Source organism: Pseudomonas sp. P8_229, from assembly GCF_034008635.1.
Classification (GTDB): Bacteria; Pseudomonadota; Gammaproteobacteria; order Pseudomonadales; family Pseudomonadaceae; genus Aquipseudomonas.
Genome location: NZ_CP125378.1, coordinates 2,595,398 through 2,615,254, shown reverse-complemented (window position 1 = coordinate 2,615,254; position 19,857 = coordinate 2,595,398). Strand labels below are relative to the sequence as shown.

The 19,857-nt window shown below is 60.3% G+C and carries 18 protein-coding genes; 12 read left to right on the top strand and 6 right to left on the bottom strand.

Annotated features, from left to right (window positions below; translation table 11 throughout):
• Positions 1–240 precede the first annotated feature (240 nt).
• Positions 241–1,617, bottom strand: coding sequence for a glutamine synthetase family protein (locus QMK55_RS11885; protein ID WP_102354877.1), 1,377 nt, complete (start codon positions 1,615–1,617; stop codon positions 241–243).
• A 278-nt stretch (positions 1,618–1,895) separates the two neighbouring features.
• Between QMK55_RS11885 and QMK55_RS28605 the strand changes: the two genes are divergently transcribed.
• The 8 genes from QMK55_RS28605 to QMK55_RS11845 all read left to right on the top strand — a co-directional run bounded on the left by QMK55_RS28605 (position 1,896) and on the right by QMK55_RS11845 (position 10,707).
• The gene (locus QMK55_RS28605) at positions 1,896–2,252 is read left to right on the top strand and encodes a glutamine amidotransferase (protein WP_146011265.1); all 357 of its coding nucleotides are present in this window, start codon (positions 1,896–1,898) and stop codon (positions 2,250–2,252) included.
• Positions 2,253–2,347: 95 nt separating this feature from the next.
• Positions 2,348–3,706: a glutamine synthetase family protein gene (locus QMK55_RS11875; protein ID WP_102354878.1), complete on the top strand. Its 1,359-nt coding sequence runs from the start codon at positions 2,348–2,350 to the stop codon at positions 3,704–3,706.
• A gap of 56 nt (positions 3,707–3,762) precedes the next feature.
• The gene (locus QMK55_RS11870) at positions 3,763–5,127 is read left to right on the top strand and encodes an aspartate aminotransferase family protein (RefSeq protein WP_320329230.1); all 1,365 of its coding nucleotides are present in this window, start codon (positions 3,763–3,765) and stop codon (positions 5,125–5,127) included.
• A 171-nt stretch (positions 5,128–5,298) separates the two neighbouring features.
• Positions 5,299–6,408: a polyamine ABC transporter substrate-binding protein gene (locus QMK55_RS11865; RefSeq protein ID WP_102354880.1), complete on the top strand. Its 1,110-nt coding sequence runs from the start codon at positions 5,299–5,301 to the stop codon at positions 6,406–6,408.
• 187 nt (positions 6,409–6,595) lie between these two features.
• Positions 6,596–7,693: a polyamine ABC transporter substrate-binding protein gene (locus QMK55_RS11860; protein WP_102354881.1), complete on the top strand. Its 1,098-nt coding sequence runs from the start codon at positions 6,596–6,598 to the stop codon at positions 7,691–7,693.
• A gap of 67 nt (positions 7,694–7,760) precedes the next feature.
• A complete protein-coding gene (locus QMK55_RS11855; protein ID WP_025112033.1) occupies positions 7,761–8,903 on the top strand; it encodes an ABC transporter ATP-binding protein in 1,143 nt (380 codons plus the stop codon).
• Between the two features lie 35 nt (positions 8,904–8,938).
• Positions 8,939–9,820: an ABC transporter permease subunit gene (locus QMK55_RS11850; protein WP_320330251.1), complete on the top strand. Its 882-nt coding sequence runs from the start codon at positions 8,939–8,941 to the stop codon at positions 9,818–9,820.
• The gene (locus QMK55_RS11845) at positions 9,817–10,707 is read left to right on the top strand and encodes an ABC transporter permease subunit (RefSeq protein WP_123469660.1); all 891 of its coding nucleotides are present in this window, start codon (positions 9,817–9,819) and stop codon (positions 10,705–10,707) included. The genes QMK55_RS11850 and QMK55_RS11845 overlap by 4 nt, the downstream gene beginning before the upstream one ends.
• Positions 10,708–10,850: 143 nt before the next feature.
• Here QMK55_RS11845 and QMK55_RS11840 read toward each other — a convergent pair whose 3' ends face one another.
• On the bottom strand, positions 10,851–11,492 hold the full coding sequence (locus QMK55_RS11840; protein ID WP_102354883.1) for an HD domain-containing protein: 642 nt from the start codon (positions 11,490–11,492) through the stop codon (positions 10,851–10,853).
• Between the two features lie 303 nt (positions 11,493–11,795).
• On the opposite strand from QMK55_RS11840, the gene QMK55_RS11835 reads away from it, so the two are divergent.
• Positions 11,796–12,761 carry a GlxA family transcriptional regulator gene (locus QMK55_RS11835; RefSeq protein WP_102354884.1) on the top strand — a complete coding sequence of 322 codons (966 nt, stop codon included), beginning with the start codon at positions 11,796–11,798 and terminating at the stop codon, positions 12,759–12,761.
• A gap of 114 nt (positions 12,762–12,875) precedes the next feature.
• Here QMK55_RS11835 and QMK55_RS11830 read toward each other — a convergent pair whose 3' ends face one another.
• The gene (locus tag QMK55_RS11830) at positions 12,876–15,287 is read right to left on the bottom strand and encodes a penicillin acylase family protein (RefSeq protein ID WP_102354885.1); all 2,412 of its coding nucleotides are present in this window, start codon (positions 15,285–15,287) and stop codon (positions 12,876–12,878) included.
• A 102-nt stretch (positions 15,288–15,389) separates the two neighbouring features.
• Positions 15,390–15,968 (bottom strand): DUF6436 domain-containing protein, encoded by a 579-nt coding sequence (locus QMK55_RS11825; protein WP_102354886.1) that lies wholly within the window; start codon positions 15,966–15,968, stop codon positions 15,390–15,392.
• A 99-nt stretch (positions 15,969–16,067) separates the two neighbouring features.
• On the opposite strand from QMK55_RS11825, the gene QMK55_RS11820 reads away from it, so the two are divergent.
• Positions 16,068–17,015 carry an alpha/beta hydrolase gene (locus QMK55_RS11820; RefSeq protein WP_025112040.1) on the top strand — a complete coding sequence of 316 codons (948 nt, stop codon included), beginning with the start codon at positions 16,068–16,070 and terminating at the stop codon, positions 17,013–17,015.
• A 102-nt stretch (positions 17,016–17,117) separates the two neighbouring features.
• On the opposite strand, the gene QMK55_RS11815 is transcribed toward QMK55_RS11820, so the two are convergent.
• A complete protein-coding gene (locus tag QMK55_RS11815) occupies positions 17,118–17,870 on the bottom strand; it encodes a DUF2059 domain-containing protein (RefSeq protein WP_102354887.1) in 753 nt (250 codons plus the stop codon).
• Between the two features lie 108 nt (positions 17,871–17,978).
• Between QMK55_RS11815 and QMK55_RS11810 the strand changes: the two genes are divergently transcribed.
• Both QMK55_RS11810 and QMK55_RS11805 read left to right on the top strand, forming a co-directional pair.
• Positions 17,979–18,611: a 2OG-Fe(II) oxygenase gene (locus tag QMK55_RS11810; protein ID WP_025112042.1), complete on the top strand. Its 633-nt coding sequence runs from the start codon at positions 17,979–17,981 to the stop codon at positions 18,609–18,611.
• A gap of 1 nt (position 18,612) precedes the next feature.
• The gene (locus QMK55_RS11805; RefSeq protein ID WP_102354888.1) at positions 18,613–19,098 is read left to right on the top strand and encodes a DUF523 domain-containing protein; all 486 of its coding nucleotides are present in this window, start codon (positions 18,613–18,615) and stop codon (positions 19,096–19,098) included.
• Between the two features lie 121 nt (positions 19,099–19,219).
• Here QMK55_RS11805 and QMK55_RS11800 read toward each other — a convergent pair whose 3' ends face one another.
• Positions 19,220–19,789: a transporter substrate-binding domain-containing protein gene (locus QMK55_RS11800; protein ID WP_102354889.1), complete on the bottom strand. Its 570-nt coding sequence runs from the start codon at positions 19,787–19,789 to the stop codon at positions 19,220–19,222.
• Positions 19,790–19,857 lie beyond the last annotated feature (68 nt).

Sequence of the window (19,857 nt, the reverse complement as noted above, 5' to 3'; positions counted from 1 at the left end):
TGCGGGGCAGCGGGCATTGTACGAGCCGAGCCGTGTGTTGTCTGCCAGGACGCCTTCGGGAGCAAGCCCCCTCCCACAGTTGATCTTCTGTGTACAAAAAATCCCTATTCGCTGTAGATCCCCTGTGGGAGGGGGCTTGCTCCCGAACCGCCGTAGGCGGCCATTCAGATCAGAATTCGGTCATAAAAAAACGCCGCTGGCTGCAATAGCCAACGGCGTTCTTTCTGGCACTACAACCGCTTACACGGTATGCAGGTACCAGTTGTACTCGAGGTCGGAGATGGAGTGTTCGAACTCCTCCAGCTCGCTCTCTTTGCAGGCGACGAAGATATCGATGTATTTCGGATCGATGTACTTGGCCATTACCTCGCTGTCGTCCAGCTCACGCAGGGCATCGCGCAAGTTGTTCGGCAGGCTTTGTTCGTTCTGCTCGTAACTGTTGCCTTCGACCGGAGCGCCCGGTTCGATCTTGTTCACCAGGCCGTGATGCACGCCGGCCAGGACCGAAGCCATCAGCAGATACGGGTTGGCGTCGGCGCCGGCCACGCGGTGTTCGATCCGCACGGCATCGGCAGAGCCGGTCGGTACGCGGATCGCCACGGTGCGGTTGTCCAGGCCCCAGCACGGCGAGTTCGGCACATAGAACTGTGCGCCGAAACGACGGTACGAGTTGACGTTCGGGCAGAGGAAAGCCATCTGCGCCGGCAGGGTCTCGAGCACACCGCCGATCGCGTGACGCAGCGCGGCGTTCTGCTCGGGATCCTCGCTTGCAAAGATGTTCTTGCCATCTTTGTCGAGCACCGAGATGTGGACATGCAGACCGTTACCTGCCTGGCCCGGGTAAGGCTTGGCCATGAAGGTGGTGTCCATTTCATGGTCGTAGGCGATGTTCTTGATCAGACGCTTGAGCAGTACCGCGTAGTCGCATGCCTTGATCGGGTCGGCGACGTGGTGCAGGTTCACTTCGAACTGCGCCGGGGCACTTTCCTTGACGATGGCGTCGGCCGGGATGCCTTGCTCTTTGGCACCTTCCAGAATGTCCTGAAGGCAGTCGACGTATTCGTCGAGATCGTCGATCAGGTACACCTGTGTCGAATGCGGACGTTTGCCGGAAACCGGCGAGCGTGGTGGTTGCGGACGACCGTTCACGTTCTCCTGGTCGATCAGATAGAACTCGAGTTCGAACGCGGCGCAAATAGTCAGGCCCATTTCATCGAACTTGCGAACCACATTAGCCAGCACTTCTCGCGGGTCGGCAAAGAATGGCTGGCCTTCGAGTTCATGCATGGTCATCAACAGTTGCGCGGTTGGGCGCTTCTGCCATGGCTCGTTGCACAGGGTGTCGGGGATTGGATAGCAGATCCGGTCGGCGTCGCCGATGTCCAGGCCCAGGCCGGTGCTTTCCACCGTAGAACCATTGATATCCAGAGCAAATAGAGAGGCCGGCAGGTTGATGCCTTTCTCGTAAACCTTGTGGAGGCTGGTGCGTTCAATGCGCTTGCCGCGCACCACACCATTCATATCCGCAATCAGAAGGTCAACGTACAGAACCTCAGGATGTTCCTTAAGGAACGCGTTCGCTTCGTTAAGCTGAACGGCACGCGGGGGTACCGACATGATGCAACACCTTTGTTGTTAAAAATATCAATCATTGATCTTTTCTGGTTTCAGTCAACCCGAACGGCATGCCGAAGTCAAGCGAGGCCTTTTTTGCCCTAAAAAAGCGCTGTGAGGGCATTTATGAGGCAATTTAGGGCGGTTTTCTGTCCTTGGGACGCTTGGCACCCGCGGGCTTGAGCAGGCCGTGTTGTATTTTTTACGGGGGTGTTGTGTAAAAAAATGAACAAGGCTAAGCTCGGATCAAACCCATAACAGCAATAATACCGGGGTGCTTCATGTCTCGCCTGCCGTTAATCGGCATCACCGACTGCTCGCAACAGTCCGGTCTGCATGCTCAACACATCAGTGGCGACAAATCCGTCCATAGCGCAGCCAGCAAGGCTCGTGATCTGTCGACGAGGTTCTCGTCGGCAGCAGGCAGAACGGCAGCGTCCGTTATTCTGGACGTACGGCAAAGCATCCTGTTTATGGCTTCTCCTTCCAATATAGATCTCTTTGAGTCCCAAAGCCTGTGCCGCTTCTCCAGCCGTGCTCGTGATTCTGCACGCCTTGAATGTGCACAGGAAATGCAACGCCAGCGTAAAGGGCAGGTAAGCTCCTCTTTCATTGTCGATGCGCGGTGCCGGGCTTAAGCCGGCACTGCGCGCAAGCAAGCCCCCTTTAACGCGACGCCACGGCGTCAAACTTTGCCTGACACGATGTCAGGAGACTCAGCCCAGAGGCATTTATGAGTAACAACCTCGACCAGCTCACCGATTGGTTGAAAGACCACAAGATCACAGAAGTCGAATGCATGATCGGCGACTTGACCGGTATCACCCGAGGCAAGATCTCGCCGACCAACAAGTTCATCGCCGAAAAGGGCATGCGCCTGCCAGAGAGCGTACTGCTGCAGACCGTGACCGGCGACTATGTCGAAGACGACATCTATTACGAACTGCTCGACCCGGCCGACATCGACATGATCTGCCGTCCCGACCAGAACGCCGTGTACCTGGTGCCATGGGCCGTCGAGCCGACGGCGCAGGTGATCCACGACACTTACGACAAGCAAGGCAACCCGATCGAGCTGTCGCCGCGCAACGTCCTCAAGAAAGTCCTGAAACTCTATGCCGACAAGGGCTGGCAGCCGATCGTGGCGCCGGAAATGGAGTTCTACCTGACCAAGCGCAGTGACGACCCTGACTACCCGCTGCAGCCGCCAATCGGCCGTTCGGGCCGTCCGGAAATCGGTCGTCAGTCGTTCTCCATTGAAGCGGCGAACGAATTCGACCCGCTGTTCGAAGACGTCTATGACTGGTGCGAACTGCAGGAACTGGACCTCGACACGCTGATCCACGAAGACGGCACGGCGCAGATGGAAATCAACTTCCGTCACGGCGACGCGCTGTCGCTGGCCGACCAGATCCTGGTGTTCAAGCGCACCATGCGCGAAGCCGCGCTCAAGCACGACGTGGCCGCGACCTTCATGGCCAAGCCGATGACCGGTGAGCCGGGCAGTGCGATGCACCTGCACCAGAGCATCATCGACATCGAGACCGGCAAGAACGTGTTCTCCAATGAAGACGGGACCATGAGCCAGCTGTTCCTGCACCACATCGGTGGCCTGCAGAAGCTGATTCCGGAATTGCTGCCGCTGTTCGCGCCGAACGTCAACTCGTTCCGTCGCTTCCTGCCGGACACTTCGGCACCGGTGAACGTGGAGTGGGGCGAAGAAAACCGCACCGTGGGCCTGCGCGTACCGGATGCTGGCCCGCAGAACCGTCGCGTGGAAAACCGCCTGCCGGGTGCCGACGCCAACCCGTACCTGGCGATCGCCGCGAGCCTGCTCTGCGGTTACATCGGTATGGTTGAAGGCCTCAATCCGAGTGCGCCAGTCGTTGGCCGTGGTTACGAGCGCCGCAACCTGCGCCTGCCGCTGACCATCGAGGACGCACTGGAGCGCATGGAAAACAGCACCACCGTCGAGAAATACCTCGGCAAGACTTTCATCACAGGCTACGTCGCGGTCAAGCGGGCCGAGCATGAAAACTTCAAGCGCGTGATCAGTTCCTGGGAGCGTGAGTACCTGCTCTTCGCCGTCTGATACGCCGGGCGCGGCTGGCAGCAGCCGCGCCTTCACCGATAACAAGGAGAATTGGCATGACCAGCAACAACCCGCAAACCCGTGAGTGGCAAGCCCTGAGCAGCGATCACCACCTGGCCCCGTTCAGCGACTTCAAGCAGCTGAAAGAAAAGGGTCCACGGATCATCACCAACGCCAAGGGCGTGTACCTGTGGGACAGCGAGGGCAACAAGATCCTCGATGGCATGGCGGGTCTGTGGTGCGTGGCGATCGGTTATGGCCGCGATGAGCTGGCTGACGCAGCCGCGAAGCAGATGCGCGAACTGCCTTACTACAACCTGTTCTTCCAGACTGCGCACCCGCCGGCGCTGGAACTGGCCAAGGCCATCGCCGACGTTGCGCCAGAAGGCATGAACCACGTGTTCTTCACCGGTTCCGGCTCCGAAGGCAACGACACCATGCTGCGCATGGTCCGTCACTACTGGGCGATCAAGGGCCAGCCGAACAAGAAAGTCATCATCAGCCGCAAGAACGGTTATCACGGTTCGACCGTGGCCGGCGCGAGCCTGGGTGGCATGACTTATATGCACGAACAGGGCGATTTGCCGATTCCGGGCATCGTCCATATCGCGCAGCCGTACTGGTTCGCCGAGGGCGGTGACATGTCGCCGGAAGAATTCGGCATCTGGGCGGCCAATCAACTGGAAGAGAAGATTCTCGAAGTCGGCGTGGACAACGTCGGTGCCTTTATTGCCGAGCCGATCCAGGGCGCCGGTGGCGTGATCATTCCGCCAGACACCTACTGGCCGCGCATCAAGGAAATCCTCGCCAAGTACGACATCCTGTTCGTGGCAGACGAAGTGATCTGCGGTTTCGGCCGTACCGGTCAGTGGTTCGGTTCGGATTTCTACGGTCTGAAACCGGACATGATGACCATCGCCAAAGGCCTGACGTCCGGCTACATCCCGATGGGTGGCCTGATCGTGCGTGACGAAGTGGTGAAGGTGCTCAATGAAGGCGGCGATTTCAACCACGGCTTCACCTACTCCGGGCACCCGGTGGCGGCAGCGGTGGGGCTGGAAAACATCCGGATTCTGCGCGACGAGAAAATTATCGAGAACGTGCGCAACGAAACGGCACCGTATTTGCAGAAACGTCTGCGCGAACTCAACGATCACCCGTTGGTGGGTGAAGTGCGCGGCGTCGGTCTGCTGGGGGCGATCGAGCTGGTGCAGGACAAGGCCACTCGCAAGCGTTACGAAGGCCGGGGTGTAGGCATGATCTGCCGGCAGTTCTGCTTCGATAACGGCCTGATCATGCGCGCTGTGGGCGACACCATGATCATTGCGCCGCCGCTGGTAATCAGCAAGGCGGAGATCGATGAGTTGGTAACAAAGGCACGCAAGTGCCTGGACCTGACCCTCAGTGCGTTGCAGTCCTGAGTGCTAGGCTTCGAGCGGGGGAGCTGCGGCGCTCTCGCTTGAAGGTGTCAGAAAGGTTGGCCTTTTCTTGAAAGACCGCCTCCGATCTTGCCAGACTAGCCGCGGTTCCAGTTGTCGGGGTTCGGCCGCTGAACAAAGTGGTTCAAAAAAGAAAAATTTGGAGCATGACGCATGAAGGCATTAGGTAAAAAGCTTGCTGGCAAGACTCTTCTCGCTTTGTCCGTCGCGGGCATGATGGCGGGTGCGGTTCACGCGGACGACAAAGTGCTGCACGTCTACAACTGGTCCGACTACATCGCTCCGGATACCATCGCCAACTTCGAGAAAGAGTCCGGGATCAAAGTCGTCTACGACGTATTCGACAGCAACGAAACTCTGGAAGCCAAACTGCTGGCGGGCAAGTCCGGTTATGACGTGGTTGTGCCGTCGAACAACTTCCTGGCCAAGCAGATCAAGGCTGGCGTTTATCAGGAGCTGGACAAGTCCAAGCTGTCCAACTACAGCAACCTGAACAAGTCGCTGCTCAAGGCCGTTTCGGTCAGCGACCCGGATAACAAACACGCCTTCCCGTACATGTGGGGCTCGATCGGCATCGGCTACAACCCGGAGAAGGTCAAGGCTGCGCTGGGCGTTGACACCATCGATTCCTGGGACACTCTGCTCAAGCCGGAGAACATCGCCAAGCTCAAGGGCTGCGGTGTGAGCTTCCTCGATTCGCCGACCGAAATGCTCCCGGTCGCGCTGCACTATCTGGGCCTGCCAACCGACAGCCAGAAGAAAGAAGACATCAAGAAAGCCGAGGATCTATTCCTCAAGATTCGCCCTTCGATCACCTACTTCCACTCCTCCAAGTACATCTCGGACCTGGCCAACGGCAACATCTGCGTAGCGGTCGGCTACTCGGGTGACGTGCAGCAGGCCAAGTCCCGTGCCGCCGAGGCCGGTGACAAGGTCAAAGTCAGCTATGCCATTCCGAAGGAAGGTGCCGGCAGCTTCTATGACATGGTCGCGATTCCGAAAGATGCGGAAAACATCGACGGCGCCTACAAGTTCATGAACTACCTGCTGCAACCGAAAGTGATGGCCGAGATCACCAACGCTGTGCGCTTCCCTAACGGTAACGCCGAAGCGACCCAGTACGTGAACAAGGACATCACCTCCGATCCAGGCATCTACCCGCCAGCCGACGTGCAGGCCAAGTTGTATGCGATCGCCGATTTGCCGGCCGCTACCCAGCGTGAGCTGACCCGCAGCTGGACCAAGATCAAATCCGGTAAATAAGCCGGTTTGAAGCAGCAACCGCTGGCCGTCGTCCCCGCGAAGGCGGCCAGCGGATCAATTAAATGACATAAAGTTTTGCTGGAACGGTTTTTCGAGGGTAAGTTGCGCGCCGGTTTTGTTGCCGGGCAGCCATGGCTGTCATGTAACGCTGGGCAACTTGGGCCCAACTAATTTAGAGGACCTCCACTTGCCTGTTTTTTCTTCTTTGCGCAAAGCCCTGCTGGCCGCTGCCGGCCTGACGATCGCTGTCGGAGCCCAGGCCGCCGGTACGGTGCATATTTATAACTGGTCGGATTACATCGGCGAGAGCACCCTGGCCGACTTCCAGAAAGAAACCGGGATCAAACCGGTCTACGACGTGTTCGATTCCAACGAAACCCTGGAGGGCAAGCTGCTGGCCGGGCGTACCGGTTACGACGTGGTCGTGCCGTCGAACCACTTCCTTGGCAAGCAGATCAAGGCGGGCGCGTTCCAGAAACTCGACAAGGCGCAGCTGCCGAACTATTCGAACCTCGATCCGGTGCTGCTCAAGCGCCTGGAACAGAACGACCCGGGCAACCTCTACGCTGTACCGTACCTGTGGGGCACCAACGGCATCGGTTACAACGTCGAGAAAGTCAAAGCCGTGCTCGGTATCGACAAGATCGATTCCTGGAACGTGCTGTTCGAGCCTGAGAACATCAAGAAGCTGCACAGCTGCGGCGTAGCGTTCCTCGACTCGGCGGATGAAATGATGCCGACCGTGCTCAACTACATGGGCCTGAACGCCAACAGCACCAATCCCAAGGATTACGAAAAAGCCACGGCCAAGCTGCTCGCCGTGCGTCCTTACGTGACCTACTTCCACTCCTCGAAATACATCGGTGATCTGGCCAACGGCGACATCTGCGTGGCCATCGGTTTCTCCGGCGACATCTTCCAGGCCAAGCACCGTGCCGAAGAAGCCAAGAAGGGCGTGAACATCGCCTACTCGATTCCGAAAGAAGGCGGCGCGCTGTGGTTCGACATGCTGGCGATTCCGAAGGACTCGTCCAATGTCAAAGAGGCCCACGCCTTCATCAACTATTTGCTGAAACCTGAGGTGATCGCCCAGGTCAGTGATTACGTTGGTTACGCCAACCCCAACCCGGGTTCGGACAAGCTGATGGAGCAGTCCATCCGCACCGATGAAGCGGTTTATCCGCCGCAAGCGGTCCTCGACAAGACCTATGTGTCGACCGAGTTGCCGCCCAATATTCAGCGTTTGATGACCCGCAGCTGGACCAAGGTCAAGTCGGGCAAGTAAGGCACAAACTATCCTGGGTTCGTCCGCGTTGGGCGAACTGCACTGTTTTTTTCTGGGAGTTTCGTAAATGGCAGTTGCCTCCGGCGCCTATAAGAAAGCCCTCGAGGGCGACCAGACACCTAAACAGGTGTTGGTCAAAATCGACCGGGTCACGAAGAAGTTCGACGAGACGATTGCCGTGGACGATGTGTCCCTGGAAATCAAGAAAGGCGAGATCTTCGCCCTGCTCGGCGGTTCGGGATCGGGCAAATCCACTCTGCTGCGGATGCTGGCAGGGTTCGAACGGCCCACGGAGGGGCGCATTTTCCTCGACGGCGTCGACATCACCGACATGCCGCCGTACGAGCGACCGATCAACATGATGTTCCAGTCGTACGCCTTGTTCCCGCACATGACCGTGGCGCAGAACATCGCCTTCGGCCTCAAGCAGGACAAGATCCCGACGGCGGAAGTCGATGCCCGCGTGGCCGAAATGCTCAAGCTGGTGCAGATGAGCCAGTACGCCAAGCGCAAACCGCATCAACTCTCCGGCGGCCAGCGTCAGCGGGTGGCGCTGGCACGTTCGCTGGCCAAGCGACCGAAGCTGTTGTTGCTCGACGAACCGATGGGCGCACTGGACAAGAAACTGCGTTCGCAGATGCAGCTGGAACTGGTGGAAATCATCGAGCGCGTGGGTGTTACCTGCGTGATGGTGACCCACGACCAGGAAGAGGCCATGACCATGGCCGAGCGCATCGCGATCATGCACCTGGGCTGGATTGCCCAGATCGGCAGCCCGATCGACATCTACGAAACCCCGACCAGCCGTCTGGTCTGCGAATTCATCGGCAACGTGAACATCTTCGAAGGCGAAGTGATCGACGACGCCGAAGGCCACGCGACCATCACCTGCAAGGACCTCGACCGGCAGATCTACGTCGGCCACGGCATCAGCACCTCGGTGCAGGACAAGTCCGTCACCTACGCGATCCGTCCGGAGAAGCTGCTGGTCACCGCCGAGATGCCGACCTGCGAGTACAACTGGTCGAGCGGCAAGGTGCATGACATTGCCTACCTGGGCGGTCACTCGGTGTTCTACGTCGAACTGCCGAGCGGCAAACTGGTGCAGTCGTTCGTCGCCAACGCCGAACGTCGCGGCGCGCGTCCGACCTGGGGTGATCAGGTTTACGTGTGGTGGGAAGACGACAGCGGCGTGGTACTTCGCTCATGAACATGCGCAAATTCAAACGCCGCCTCAATCGAATAATTCCCGGTGGCCGCCAGTTGGTCATCGGGGTTCCCTTCATCTGGCTGTTCCTGTTCTTCATGCTGCCGTTCTTCATCGTCCTGAAGATCAGCTTCGCCGAAGCCGACGTGGCCATCCCGCCATACACCGAGATCTACACCTTCGTCGACCAGAAGCTGCAACTGCTGCTGAACCTGGGCAACTACGCGATGCTCGGCGACGACGAGTTGTACATCGCCGCCTACCTCGGCTCGCTGAAGATGGCGTTTTTCAGCACGCTGTTGTGCCTGCTGATCGGCTACCCGATGGCCTACGCCATCGCCAGCGCGCGCAAAGAGCTGCAGACGGTGTTGGTGCTGCTGATCATGATGCCGACCTGGACCGCGATCCTGATCCGCGTGTATGCGTGGATGGGCATCCTCAGCAACAACGGCCTGCTCAACGGCTTCCTGATGAGCATGGGTTTCATCGACGAGCCGCTGCAGATCCTCAACACCAACCTTGCGGTGTACATCGGTGTCGTTTATTCGTACCTGCCGTTCATGATCCTGCCGCTGTACGCCAACCTGGTGAAGCACGATCACAGCCTGCTGGAAGCCGCTTCCGACCTCGGTTCGAGCACCTTCAACAGCTTCTGGAAAATCACCATTCCGCTGTCCAAGAACGGGATCATTGCCGGCTGCATGCTGGTGTTCATCCCGGTGGTGGGCGAGTTCGTGATCCCGGAACTGCTCGGCGGTCCGGAAACCCTGATGATCGGTAAAGTGCTCTGGCAAGAGTTCTTCAACAACCGTGACTGGCCGGTGGCGTCTGCCCTGGCGGTGGTGATGCTGGCGATCCTGATAGTGCCGATCATTCTGTTCAACCGCAGTCAGGCCAAGGAAATGGAGGGTAAAGAATGAAGCGCTTCCGTTTCTCCAGCCTGATGCTGGTCCTGGGTTTGTTGTTCATCTACCTGCCGATGCTGATCCTGGTGATCTACTCGTTCAATGCCTCGAAACTGGTGACGGTGTGGGGCGGCTGGTCGATCAAGTGGTACGTCGGCCTGCTCGACAACACCCAACTGATGGGTTCGGTGCTGCGCTCGCTGGAAATTGCCTGCTACACCGCAGTTGCCGCGGTGGCGCTGGGCACGTTGGCAGCGTTCGTGCTGACCCGAATCACCCGCTTCAAGGGCCGCACGCTGTTCGGCGGTCTGGTCACCGCGCCGTTGGTGATGCCGGAAGTGATCACCGGTCTGTCGCTGTTGCTGCTGTTCGTGGCCATGGCGCAGATGATTGGCTGGCCGCAGGAACGCGGCATCGTCACCATCTGGATCGCGCACACGACGTTCTGTGCGGCGTATGTGGCGGTGGTGGTGTCGGCGCGCTTGCGTGAGCTGGACCTGTCGATTGAAGAGGCGGCCATGGATCTCGGTGCACGGCCGTGGAAGGTGTTCTTCCTGATCACCATCCCGATGATCGCGCCATCGCTGGCGGCGGGCGGCATGATGTCCTTCGCTCTGTCGCTGGACGACCTGGTGCTGGCGAGCTTCGTCTCCGGCCCAGGTTCGACTACCCTGCCGATGGAAGTGTTTTCGGCGGTGCGTCTGGGCGTGAAGCCTGAGATCAACGCCGTGGCCAGTCTGATTCTGCTGGCGGTGTCGCTGGTGACCTTCATGGTCTGGTTCTTCAGCCGCCGTGCCGAAGAAGCGCGCAAGAAAGCCATCCAGCAAGCCATCGAAGAAGGCGCTGCCGATTCGTGGAAGCAACCGGACGTGCGCCGCGCGCCAGCGCCGGAAGCGGCTTAAGGCAATACCGGGTTGGCCCGTTACTCAAGGCCAATCCAATTCCAAACTGTAGGAGTGAGCCTGCTCGCGATAGCGGTGTGTCAGTCAGGATATTTCCAACTGACAGGACGCCATCGCGAGCAGGCTCACTCCTACATTGGGTTTCAGGCCGTCCACGGGGATTTACGGATGACTTCAACAAAGTTCATCGGCTTGAACCCCGGCTCCTGATCCACCAGCACATCGGTCTTCACATTGCCGAACGTCGTCTGCGGACGATGGCGCAAGCCGTCGGCAAACGCGCAGATGATGCACTCCTTGAAACCTTCCCCACGCGGATGCGCATGCACCACCGCCTCGCGCTGCACAGTGCTGAACGCCGCGTAATCCATGCCCAGCACATCCATCTCGACCCCGGCGGTCACCAGTGCCACGGTCGGCCGCAGATGCTTGGGCACACCGGGTGTGGTGTGCAGGGCAATCGACAGCCACACTTGTTCGATGTCGTCATCACTCAGCCCGTACGGCTTGAGAAACGCCGCTGCCGCATTGGCGCCATCCACTTCAAAACGTTCGTCGTCACTGCGATAGCCTGCGACCAGCCCGACGTCGTGGAACATCGCGCCGACGTACAGCAACTCAGGGTTGTACGCCAGTTGCTGGCGCTCACCACTCAATGCACCGAACAGAAACACCCGACGCGAGTGGTGGTAGAGCAGGTCGGATTCGATGTCGCGAATGTACTCGGTGGTGGCCCGGGCCAACGCGCTGTCAGGGATTTTGATGCCGGCAATGGTGGTGCTCATGGGAGGTTTCCTCACTGAAACGCCGTCGTGGCGCCGATGGACAAAGTCTGTTCCCCGAGGCGGTAAACGGACAATCAACGCATGGCTGCGATCCTTGCCAATCGACCTGCAAATCGTGCCAACTCACGGCTTGAGCGCTTATCGCGTTCCTCTGTGGTGAGGGGATTTATCCCCGATGGACTGCGCAGCAGTCCCAAAACCTGCTGTTTCGGTGTATCAGGTAAACCGCGCAGTGAGGATCTACGACTGCTGCGCAGCCGATCGGGGATAAATCCCCTCGCCACAAAGATCCCCAGGAGGCTTATGAACAAAACCATCGCCATCGTGGTGTTCCCCGGCGTGCAGGCGCTGGATGTCAGCGGGCCGATGGATGTGTTCGCCGAGGCCAACCGGTTTCTGCTGCCTGAGGATCACTATCGGCTGGAGGTGATCGGCCTCGAACGCGGGTCGATGGCTTGTTCCAATGGCCTGAACCTCAGCGCTCACCGGCACTTCAGCGAGGCGCTAGACGCCTGGGACTTGCTGTTGGTGGCGGGTGGGCCGCAGTTGCCATTCATGGATTTCGGTCGCGGGTTCGACGCCTGGCTGCGCGATGCTTGCGCCCGTGCGCGGCGTTTCGGTTCGATCTGCAACGGTGCGTTCATGCTGGCGCGGGCGGGGCTGCTGGACGGACGCACGGTAACCACGCACTGGAACGATGCCCAAGCCCTGGCGCAGTTGTGTCCATCGACCCGGGTCGAGGCCGATCGCTTGTACGTCGAGGACGGCGCGCTCTACACCTCGGCGGGGGTCACGGCAGGGATTGATCTGTCGTTGTACCTGCTGGCCCGCGATCACGGCGCTGAAGTGGCGCTGAGCGTGGCCAAGCGGCTGGTGGTGTTCACGCAGCGTTCGGGCGGGCAGTCGCAGTTCAGCCCGTTCCTCACCCCGCATGCGGAACCGACCTCGGCGGTGGCGATGGTGCAGCTGTATGTGCTGGCCAATCTCACGGGTGACCTGACGATTGCCGATCTGGCGAATGCGGCGAACATGAGCGCGCGTAACTTCTCCCGGGTGTTCGCCCGCGAAGCCCGGGTTACCCCGGCGGAGTTCGTCGAACGGGCGCGGGTGGATGCGGCGCGGGTAATGCTCGAAAGCACCACGGCGCCGCTGAAGACCGTGGCCTATCAGTGTGGGTTTCGCGATGCGCAGCACATGCGCAGTGTGTTCAATCGGCGGCTGGGGGTGACGCCGCAGCAGTTTCGGCTGAATTTTGCGCTGATGCTCTGAGATATGTGTTGAGTCGACGGTCCCCATCGCGAGCAGGCTCACTCCTACAAATGGAATGCGTTCCCCTGTAGGAGTGAGCCTGCTCGCGATAGGGCCCGTCCGGCTAATCGAGGATTATTGGGCAGCCCTTGCCGGCAACAGTTTCAAGGTACTGCGGGTATTGGCCGTCACTTCCTCATCGCTGAAATGCGCCTGCACATACATCCCCTCGACGTACTCCTCGGCTTGATCGTCATAGTGGCTGTCGAACGGCACACCACTCTGGCCGACCGGGTTGATGGTCAGGCTGTGCGCCGGGTCGGCGAAGTCGATCAGTCGGCGCGTCGAAGGTCCGTAAGTCACCGGCCATGGCGCCGGGCCGAGTTTGGCCGAGAGGTTGTTCGGCACTTCATGACTGCCCGGCGCTGCAAACGGGCCAACGTTGAAAATCTTATCCAGCGGCTTCTGTTGCCCCAACGGATGGCCGTGGGTCAGGGTGTGCGCCGTGCCCCATTGCCAGTCGGACGGGGTGTCACCGAGGGTCTGTTTCAGGTGCGCCATGCTCGCCTGCCACGCCACCTTCACGATGTCGGCGCGGGTTTCCTTGTTTGGTGTGTTGCGATTGTCCCACCACGGTGAGTCCGCGTTCGCCGCCAGTCGCGGCAGAGCGGCATCGATCACCCGGGTCGACAACAGCGTTTCGAAGAAATCGTTGCCCAGCTCATCGCGCATCGCCGCATCGGCGAGGTCGTAGAGGAACTGGTTGAACAGCGTCGCGCTGACCGAATCCAGCGGATAGTCGCCTGGCCACTGCGCCAGTTGCTCGACCAGTTTCAGTTGCGCCGGATCGCTCACCACTTCGCGCAGCACCGGCAACAACGGCGCCAGGGTGCGCGGGCCGTAGGCGGTGGTGGTGCCCAGTTGCAGCTTCTGGTTGGCTTCGTTGCTCCACTTCACGCTCTTGTCGCTGAGCTGGCGGTTGAGCTGCTGACCGCGATCGGCCAGGTTGTAGTAACCGGGGATTTCCATACCGGTCGGTGACAGCGGCTGGAAGTTGGCCGAGACGATGTAGCCGCGCGCCGGGTTTTCTTCCTGCGGGTTGGCGCTGAACGGGTAGTAGCCGTCCTTGTCCGCCTGATTGCTGCTGCCGTCGAGGATGAAGTCCGGTTTCACCCCGGCAGGGCGTTTGGGCAGCAGCGCCGAAGCCCACCAGGCAATATCGCCCTTGGCGTTGGCGTAGACAATGTTCAGCCCCGGCGCTTGCACTTTGGCCGCCGCCGCGCGGGCCTTGGCCAGGGTGTCGGCGCGGTTGAGCTGGTAGAAACCTTCGAGGATCGGGTTCGGCGTTTCGAGGAACGCCCACCACATGGCGATCGGTGTCTTGCCGGCAGCCGTGCCGAGGGCGTCATTGACGATCGGACCGTGGGGCGACTGGCGCAGAGTGAGTGTCACCGGTGCCTGGCCCTTCACTGCGATCTGCTGCTCGGTGCTGACCAGATCGGTCCACTGACCGTGGTACCAGACCTGATTCGGGTTGTTCGGGTTGACCTTCTCGGCGATCAGATCCAGATCGTCGTTCTGGAACATGGTCAGGCTCCAGCCGAACTCCAGGTTGTGCCCGAGGAAGGCGAACGGCACCAGTGCCTGATGGTGGCCGTAGAGTTCGAAACCCGGCGCCGACAGTTGCGCCTCGTACCATACCGACGGTACCGAGAAGCGAATGTGCGGGTCGCCGGCCAGCAGCGGTTTGCTGCTCTGGCTGCGGCTGCCGGCGATCACCCAGGCGTTGCTGCCTTCGAATTGCGGCAGGCCGTTTTCGATCAGCGCCTGCTCGCTGAGGCGGGCGAGGGCGTTGAGGTCTTTCCAGTCGCCGGCGGCGAGGGCGGGCGTCGGGTTGGCGCGGCCTTTGGCGAGCACGCCCTTGGGTTGCCAGTCGAGATCGAAGACATTGAGGTAATCGGCGCCGAGTTGATCACGCACGTAGGTCAGCAGCGGTTCGGTGCGAAACGCGGCGGCGAAGCTGTAGGCCATGTAACCGGCGACGCTGATGCTGTCCTCAGCCGTGAACGGTCGCTTGCGGATGCCCAGCACGTCGAACTCCACCGGCGCGGCGTGGCTGTCCTGATATTGGTTGATGCCGTCCAGATAGGCTTGCAGGGCCTTCCACGCCGGTGACTGCTTATCGAGACTGGCGACATAACTGGCGGCGCGTTCGCGGATGCGCAGGCTGCGAAACAGTTTGTCGGTGTCGAGCAGCTTCGGCCCGAGTACTTCGGCCAGCTCGCCACGCGCGAGGCGGCGCATGGCTTCCATCTGGAACAAGCGGTCCTGGGCATGCACGTAGCCCAGGGCGCGATAGAGGTCGGTTTCGTTTTCGGCGCGGATGTGCGGCACGCCACGCTCGTCGTAACGCACGGTCACCGAACCCTGCAGGTTGCGCAGCTCCACCTGGCCCTGACGCGTCGGCTGTTTGCTGTAGACGTACCCGCCGACGCCGGCGAACAGAACAACGATGAGCAAGGCAAGAACGGTGAAAACGCGTTTCATGGTGACTCCTTGTGCATGCGGGATTGCCGCCCGTCGGGCTGCAAACAATTAGCACAGACCTTCCGTGCCGTGCATCGCTGTCCTTGAAAAGTCCGGAATGCCTTACTGCACCACCACCGGCCACGGGCAATAACAACCGACCGCCAGGGTGTGCGTGGCGTTGACCGGGCGATCATCCATCAGCGCGTTGAGGATCGGTTCGATGAAGCTGTTGCTGGAGTTGCAGGTCAAGCCTTCACTGTACGGCCCGAAGTATGCCAGTTTGCCGCTGCGATCCCAGATCGCCACGGCGGGGCTGGCGGGAATCTGCTCGGAGCCTGGCAGCACGGCGATGGTTTTCAGGTTGCTCAGGGTCGCGGGTAACTGGCCGTGGCTACCGGCGCGTTGCACCGCGAAGAACTCCACACCGCGCGGGCCGAACTGCTCGACCATTTCCGTCAGGTGCTGTTGGTTGCCGACGTTGCACGGGCAGGCCGGGTCCCAGAAGTGCACGAGGCGGATTTTGCCGGGGCCGGCCAACTCATCGGGCAGGCGCAGCGGATCACCGGAAAACACCGCCGTATGCTGGCTGAAGGCACGCAGATAGCGCCCCTGAAACCAGTCGTACGCCGCCCACAGCACCCCGGCACACACAAGCGCGAGCAGGCTGGCAAACAGTGCGGTGCGGTAGGGCGAACGCATGGTTTTTCGATCCTCGAAGGGCCGCTAGCTTGCCATGCTTGCCGCAACAGATGAATATCGCAGGCCGATAAAGTCTGTTTACCGCTTTGGAATACCCGCATGCCTGACACTTTCGATGCCGATCATTTACGCGCCAGCCTCAAGCCTTTGGCCCAGTGGCAGCCGTTGTCGGACGAGGCCAAGGCGTATCAGCGGTTCTATCAGACCGACTTCCCCGAGCGCGATGTCTGGCGCGGCATGGGGCGGTTCGAAGTCGATGGCTATGAACTGGTCAGCCACTGCTGGTGGCCGGAGAAGGTCAAGGGCACGCTGTTTCTGCTGCACGGTTTTTACGACCACACGGGACTGTATCGGCATGTGATCGAGTGGGCCCTGGATCAGGATTTTGCGGTGATCGCCTGCGATTTGCCGGGGCACGGTCTGTCGAGCGGGCCGCGGGCGAGCATCCGCGATTTCTCTGAATATCAGGACGCTCTGCAGGCGTTGTTCGCCGAAGCCAATTCGATCGCCTTGCCGCAGCCCTGGCACCTGTGCGGGCAAAGTACTGGCGGCGCGATCGTCGTCGACCATGTGCTCAACCATGGCGAGCACAGTCCGGCGCAAGGCCAGTTGATTCTGTTGGCGCCTCTGGTGCGTCCGCGCGCATGGGGCTGGTCGCAACTGAGTTATTACTTGCTCAGGCCTTTCGTGCGGGGCGTCACCCGGCGCTTCAGCGAGAACTCCAATGACCCGGCATTCCTGCCGTTCCTGCAAGCCGACCCGTTACAGCCCAAGCGCTTGCCGACGGCGTGGGTCGGTGCTCTGTCGCGCTGGATCATCCGCGTGGAACACGCGAAAAAAAGTCCGCGACGGCCACTGATCATTCAGGGCCAGGCGGACATGACCGTGGACTGGCAACACAACTTGCAGGTGATGAAATGGAAGTTCGACCGGCCACAGATTCTGCTGTTGCCGGAGGCCCGGCATCATCTGGCGAATGAGACGCTGGAGATGCGAGAGGAGTATTTCGAGTTTCTGAACAAGCGGATCAGGGGGCGCAATCTCTAGAGCTTTCGAGGGCCTCATCGCGAGCAGGCTCGCTCCTACATTTGATCGCGGTCTCTGTAGGAGTGAGCCTGCTCGCGATGGCGGTCTGAAAGGCGATAAAGATTACTGGCTGAGGTTCGAAGAGCTTTGCCCCACCGCCAACCCCGCGCGAATCGCCGCCAGCGCCGCCTGGTAGTACGCCTTGCCCTCGCTCGACTCGGCAAAGGTCGCGAACTGTTCCAGTTCGTCATCTGACAGATCACGATAAACGTAGAGCAGTGTGTTGTTCATATCGGCGCCGATCTGATCCATCAGGCGCTGGCGCTGACCGTTCAACATGCCTTGCGCCTGACCGCCGCCGAGCAGGCCGGGAATCATCGAACTCAAACTGTCCGCCGCCACGCCGGCAATCGCCAGGCTGACTTCGGCGCCGGCCTCGCGTGCCGGCAGCGCTTGCGCCAGATGGCCGATGATCAGCAGGCGGCTGTCGCTGGCCTGCATCTTCGGCAGGCCCTTGGCGTTCTTCGCCAGTTGATCGCGACGGGTGGCGAGCAATTCAGCGGCGACGATTTTCTTGCCCAGCGGCGATTGAAAAAAAGTCAGCGCCGGTTGTGGATCGGCGAGGTGCTGGCGCAGTTGCGCTTCGGCACGCTGATCCATCGCCTGGGGGGCGAAGCGCTGGTTGCTGTTGTTGACCAGGGCTTGAAACACCGCAGGCGGCAGGTTGTTCTGGTAGCGCTGCTGCGCGGCACTCAGGGCATCATTGAAATGCGCACGTTGATCTGGCCAGCCGGCAATCTTGTACAGCTGATCGTGGCCGTCCGCCCAGGCGGGCAAAACGCAGAACATCAACAGTGAAAAAAGCAAACGGCGCATAGGGACTCCTGTCAGCAGCGGACTATTCTCCGTGCGGTGCCGGTACTTGTCGAGAATTCGTGGCAAGCCGCCGCGTGGCTCTGTCGGATTTCTTGCCGCAGGCATACTATGCGCGCCATGCAAATATCCTCCGAACACCCGCTGCTGTTACGCATCGTCGACGACCTGGCCGAACACGGCTGGTCGCAGCAGAACATTTTCCTGCCCGCGGGTTTGACCCGTGAGCTGGCGGCCGAGTGCCGCAAACGTGAGGCCGAGGGCGAACTGGCGCCGGCAGCGGTAGGCCGTGGGCCGTTTTCGGAGATTCGCGAGGGGATTCGCGGTGACCACATCCAGTGGATCGACCCGGGGCAGGCCGAGGCCAGCGACCGTTATCTGAACCTCATGGACAGCCTGCGCGAGGCACTCAATCGCGGGTTGTTCCTGGGGCTCGAGGATTTCGAGTGCCACTTCGCCCTTTATCCGCCGGGCGCGTTTTACCGCAAGCACGTCGATCGCTTTCGCGACGATGACCGGCGCATGGTCTCGGCGGTGGTCTACCTCAATGACGCGTGGCTGCCGGAAGACGGCGGTCAGTTGCGCATGTATCTGGGCGAAGACCGGGTTCATGACGTGCAACCCACCGGCGGCTGTCTGGTGGTGTTTCTCTCCGGCGAAGTGCCGCATGAAGTGCTGCCGGCGAACCGCGAGCGCTTGTCGCTGACCGGCTGGTTCCGCCGCCGTGGCAACGAGCCGTTCTGATATGCAGAGGATTCTGGTCAGCCGCTGCCTGTTGGGCCACCGCGTGCGTTACGACGGCGGGGCCAGCGGGCCGTTCGATCTGCTAGAGAAGTGGATCGCCGATGGGCGCGTGGTGCCGCTGTGTCCGGAAGTCGCCGGTGGCTTGCCGACGCCGCGTGCGGCGGCGGAAATCCCGGGCGGGCAGGGCGCTGAAGTGCTCGATGGCACGGCGGCGGTGATCACCACCGAAGGCGAGGACGTCAGTGCGCAGTTTCTCGATGGCGCGCGGCAGGCGCTGGCACTGGTGCAGAAACATGGCATCCGCGTGGCGGTGCTCAAGGCCAACAGTCCTTCATGTGGCAACCTGCTGACCTATGACGGGTCGTTCAGTGGGGTGAAGGTCAGTGGCGAAGGCGTGACGGCTGCACTGCTCAAACGCCATGGGGTGCAGGTGTTCAGTGAGCTGGAGTTGCCGCAAGCCGCGGCAGCCCTGGCACACCTCGACTAAAAAACCACCGCAAATCCCTTGTAGGAGTGAGCCTGCTCGCGATAGCGGTGTGTCAGTTAACGATTATGTCGACTGACCTGACGCCATCGCGAGCAGGCTCACTCCTACAGGGGTTTTGTGTTCACTTGGGTTCGGTGAGCCACTTTTTCGACAGCGCCGCCAGCCGCCCGTCATCCTTGATCCGCTGCAAGGCACCTGCAAGGCTTGCCTGAAACGCCGGATTACCCTTCTGAAACGGAATCGCCAACTCCACCGGCGTCGCCGCTCTCGGTTTCTCTTCAGTCAACGCCTGCACCAGCACCATCGGTCGCGGCTGCTCGTCCTTCTTCGCCAGCATCTGTGAATCGACCTTGCTGTAAGACTCGCTGAAATCGAAACGATCCTTGAGTTCAGGTGTCAGTGCTATGTGATTGAGCGCAACGTCGTACTTGCCGCTTTCAACGCCCTGGAGCAAGTCTGCTTCGTCAGTGACGATGAAGTCGGCGCGTACATCCAGCTCGTTGGCCAGCTGTTGCCCCAGCTCGACCTCAAACCCCGTGAGTGTGTCGCCGTCCTTGAAATTGAAGGGTGGTGTATTAGCCTCAAGGGCGATGCGCAACTCGCCTCGATCGTTGACGTCATCAATCAGTTCGGCGTGAGCCAGAGGGCTCAAAAGGGGTAGCAGGCAGATCAGGCCAGGCAGAAAACGCATGGTCACTCCTTTGAAATCATTATGGCGGCCGGTTTTTCTGGCTCGCTTTGCTATGGTTGACGAGTGCC

Coding starts and splice junctions, on each gene's coding strand:
- QMK55_RS11885 (WP_102354877.1), bottom strand. CDS start 1,617: ATGTCGGTACCCCCGCGTGCCGTTCAGCTTAACGAAGCGAACGCGTTC.
- QMK55_RS28605 (WP_146011265.1), top strand. CDS start 1,896: ATGTCTCGCCTGCCGTTAATCGGCATCACCGACTGCTCGCAACAGTCC.
- QMK55_RS11875 (WP_102354878.1), top strand. CDS start 2,348: ATGAGTAACAACCTCGACCAGCTCACCGATTGGTTGAAAGACCACAAG.
- QMK55_RS11870 (WP_320329230.1), top strand. CDS start 3,763: ATGACCAGCAACAACCCGCAAACCCGTGAGTGGCAAGCCCTGAGCAGC.
- QMK55_RS11865 (WP_102354880.1), top strand. CDS start 5,299: ATGAAGGCATTAGGTAAAAAGCTTGCTGGCAAGACTCTTCTCGCTTTG.
- QMK55_RS11855 (WP_025112033.1), top strand. CDS start 7,761: ATGGCAGTTGCCTCCGGCGCCTATAAGAAAGCCCTCGAGGGCGACCAG.
- QMK55_RS11845 (WP_123469660.1), top strand. CDS start 9,817: ATGAAGCGCTTCCGTTTCTCCAGCCTGATGCTGGTCCTGGGTTTGTTG.
- QMK55_RS11840 (WP_102354883.1), bottom strand. CDS start 11,492: ATGAGCACCACCATTGCCGGCATCAAAATCCCTGACAGCGCGTTGGCC.
- QMK55_RS11835 (WP_102354884.1), top strand. CDS start 11,796: ATGAACAAAACCATCGCCATCGTGGTGTTCCCCGGCGTGCAGGCGCTG.
- QMK55_RS11830 (WP_102354885.1), bottom strand. CDS start 15,287: ATGAAACGCGTTTTCACCGTTCTTGCCTTGCTCATCGTTGTTCTGTTC.
- QMK55_RS11825 (WP_102354886.1), bottom strand. CDS start 15,968: ATGCGTTCGCCCTACCGCACCGCACTGTTTGCCAGCCTGCTCGCGCTT.
- QMK55_RS11820 (WP_025112040.1), top strand. CDS start 16,068: ATGCCTGACACTTTCGATGCCGATCATTTACGCGCCAGCCTCAAGCCT.
- QMK55_RS11815 (WP_102354887.1), bottom strand. CDS start 17,870: ATGCGCCGTTTGCTTTTTTCACTGTTGATGTTCTGCGTTTTGCCCGCC.
- QMK55_RS11810 (WP_025112042.1), top strand. CDS start 17,979: ATGCGCGCCATGCAAATATCCTCCGAACACCCGCTGCTGTTACGCATC.
- QMK55_RS11805 (WP_102354888.1), top strand. CDS start 18,613: ATGCAGAGGATTCTGGTCAGCCGCTGCCTGTTGGGCCACCGCGTGCGT.
- QMK55_RS11800 (WP_102354889.1), bottom strand. CDS start 19,789: ATGCGTTTTCTGCCTGGCCTGATCTGCCTGCTACCCCTTTTGAGCCCT.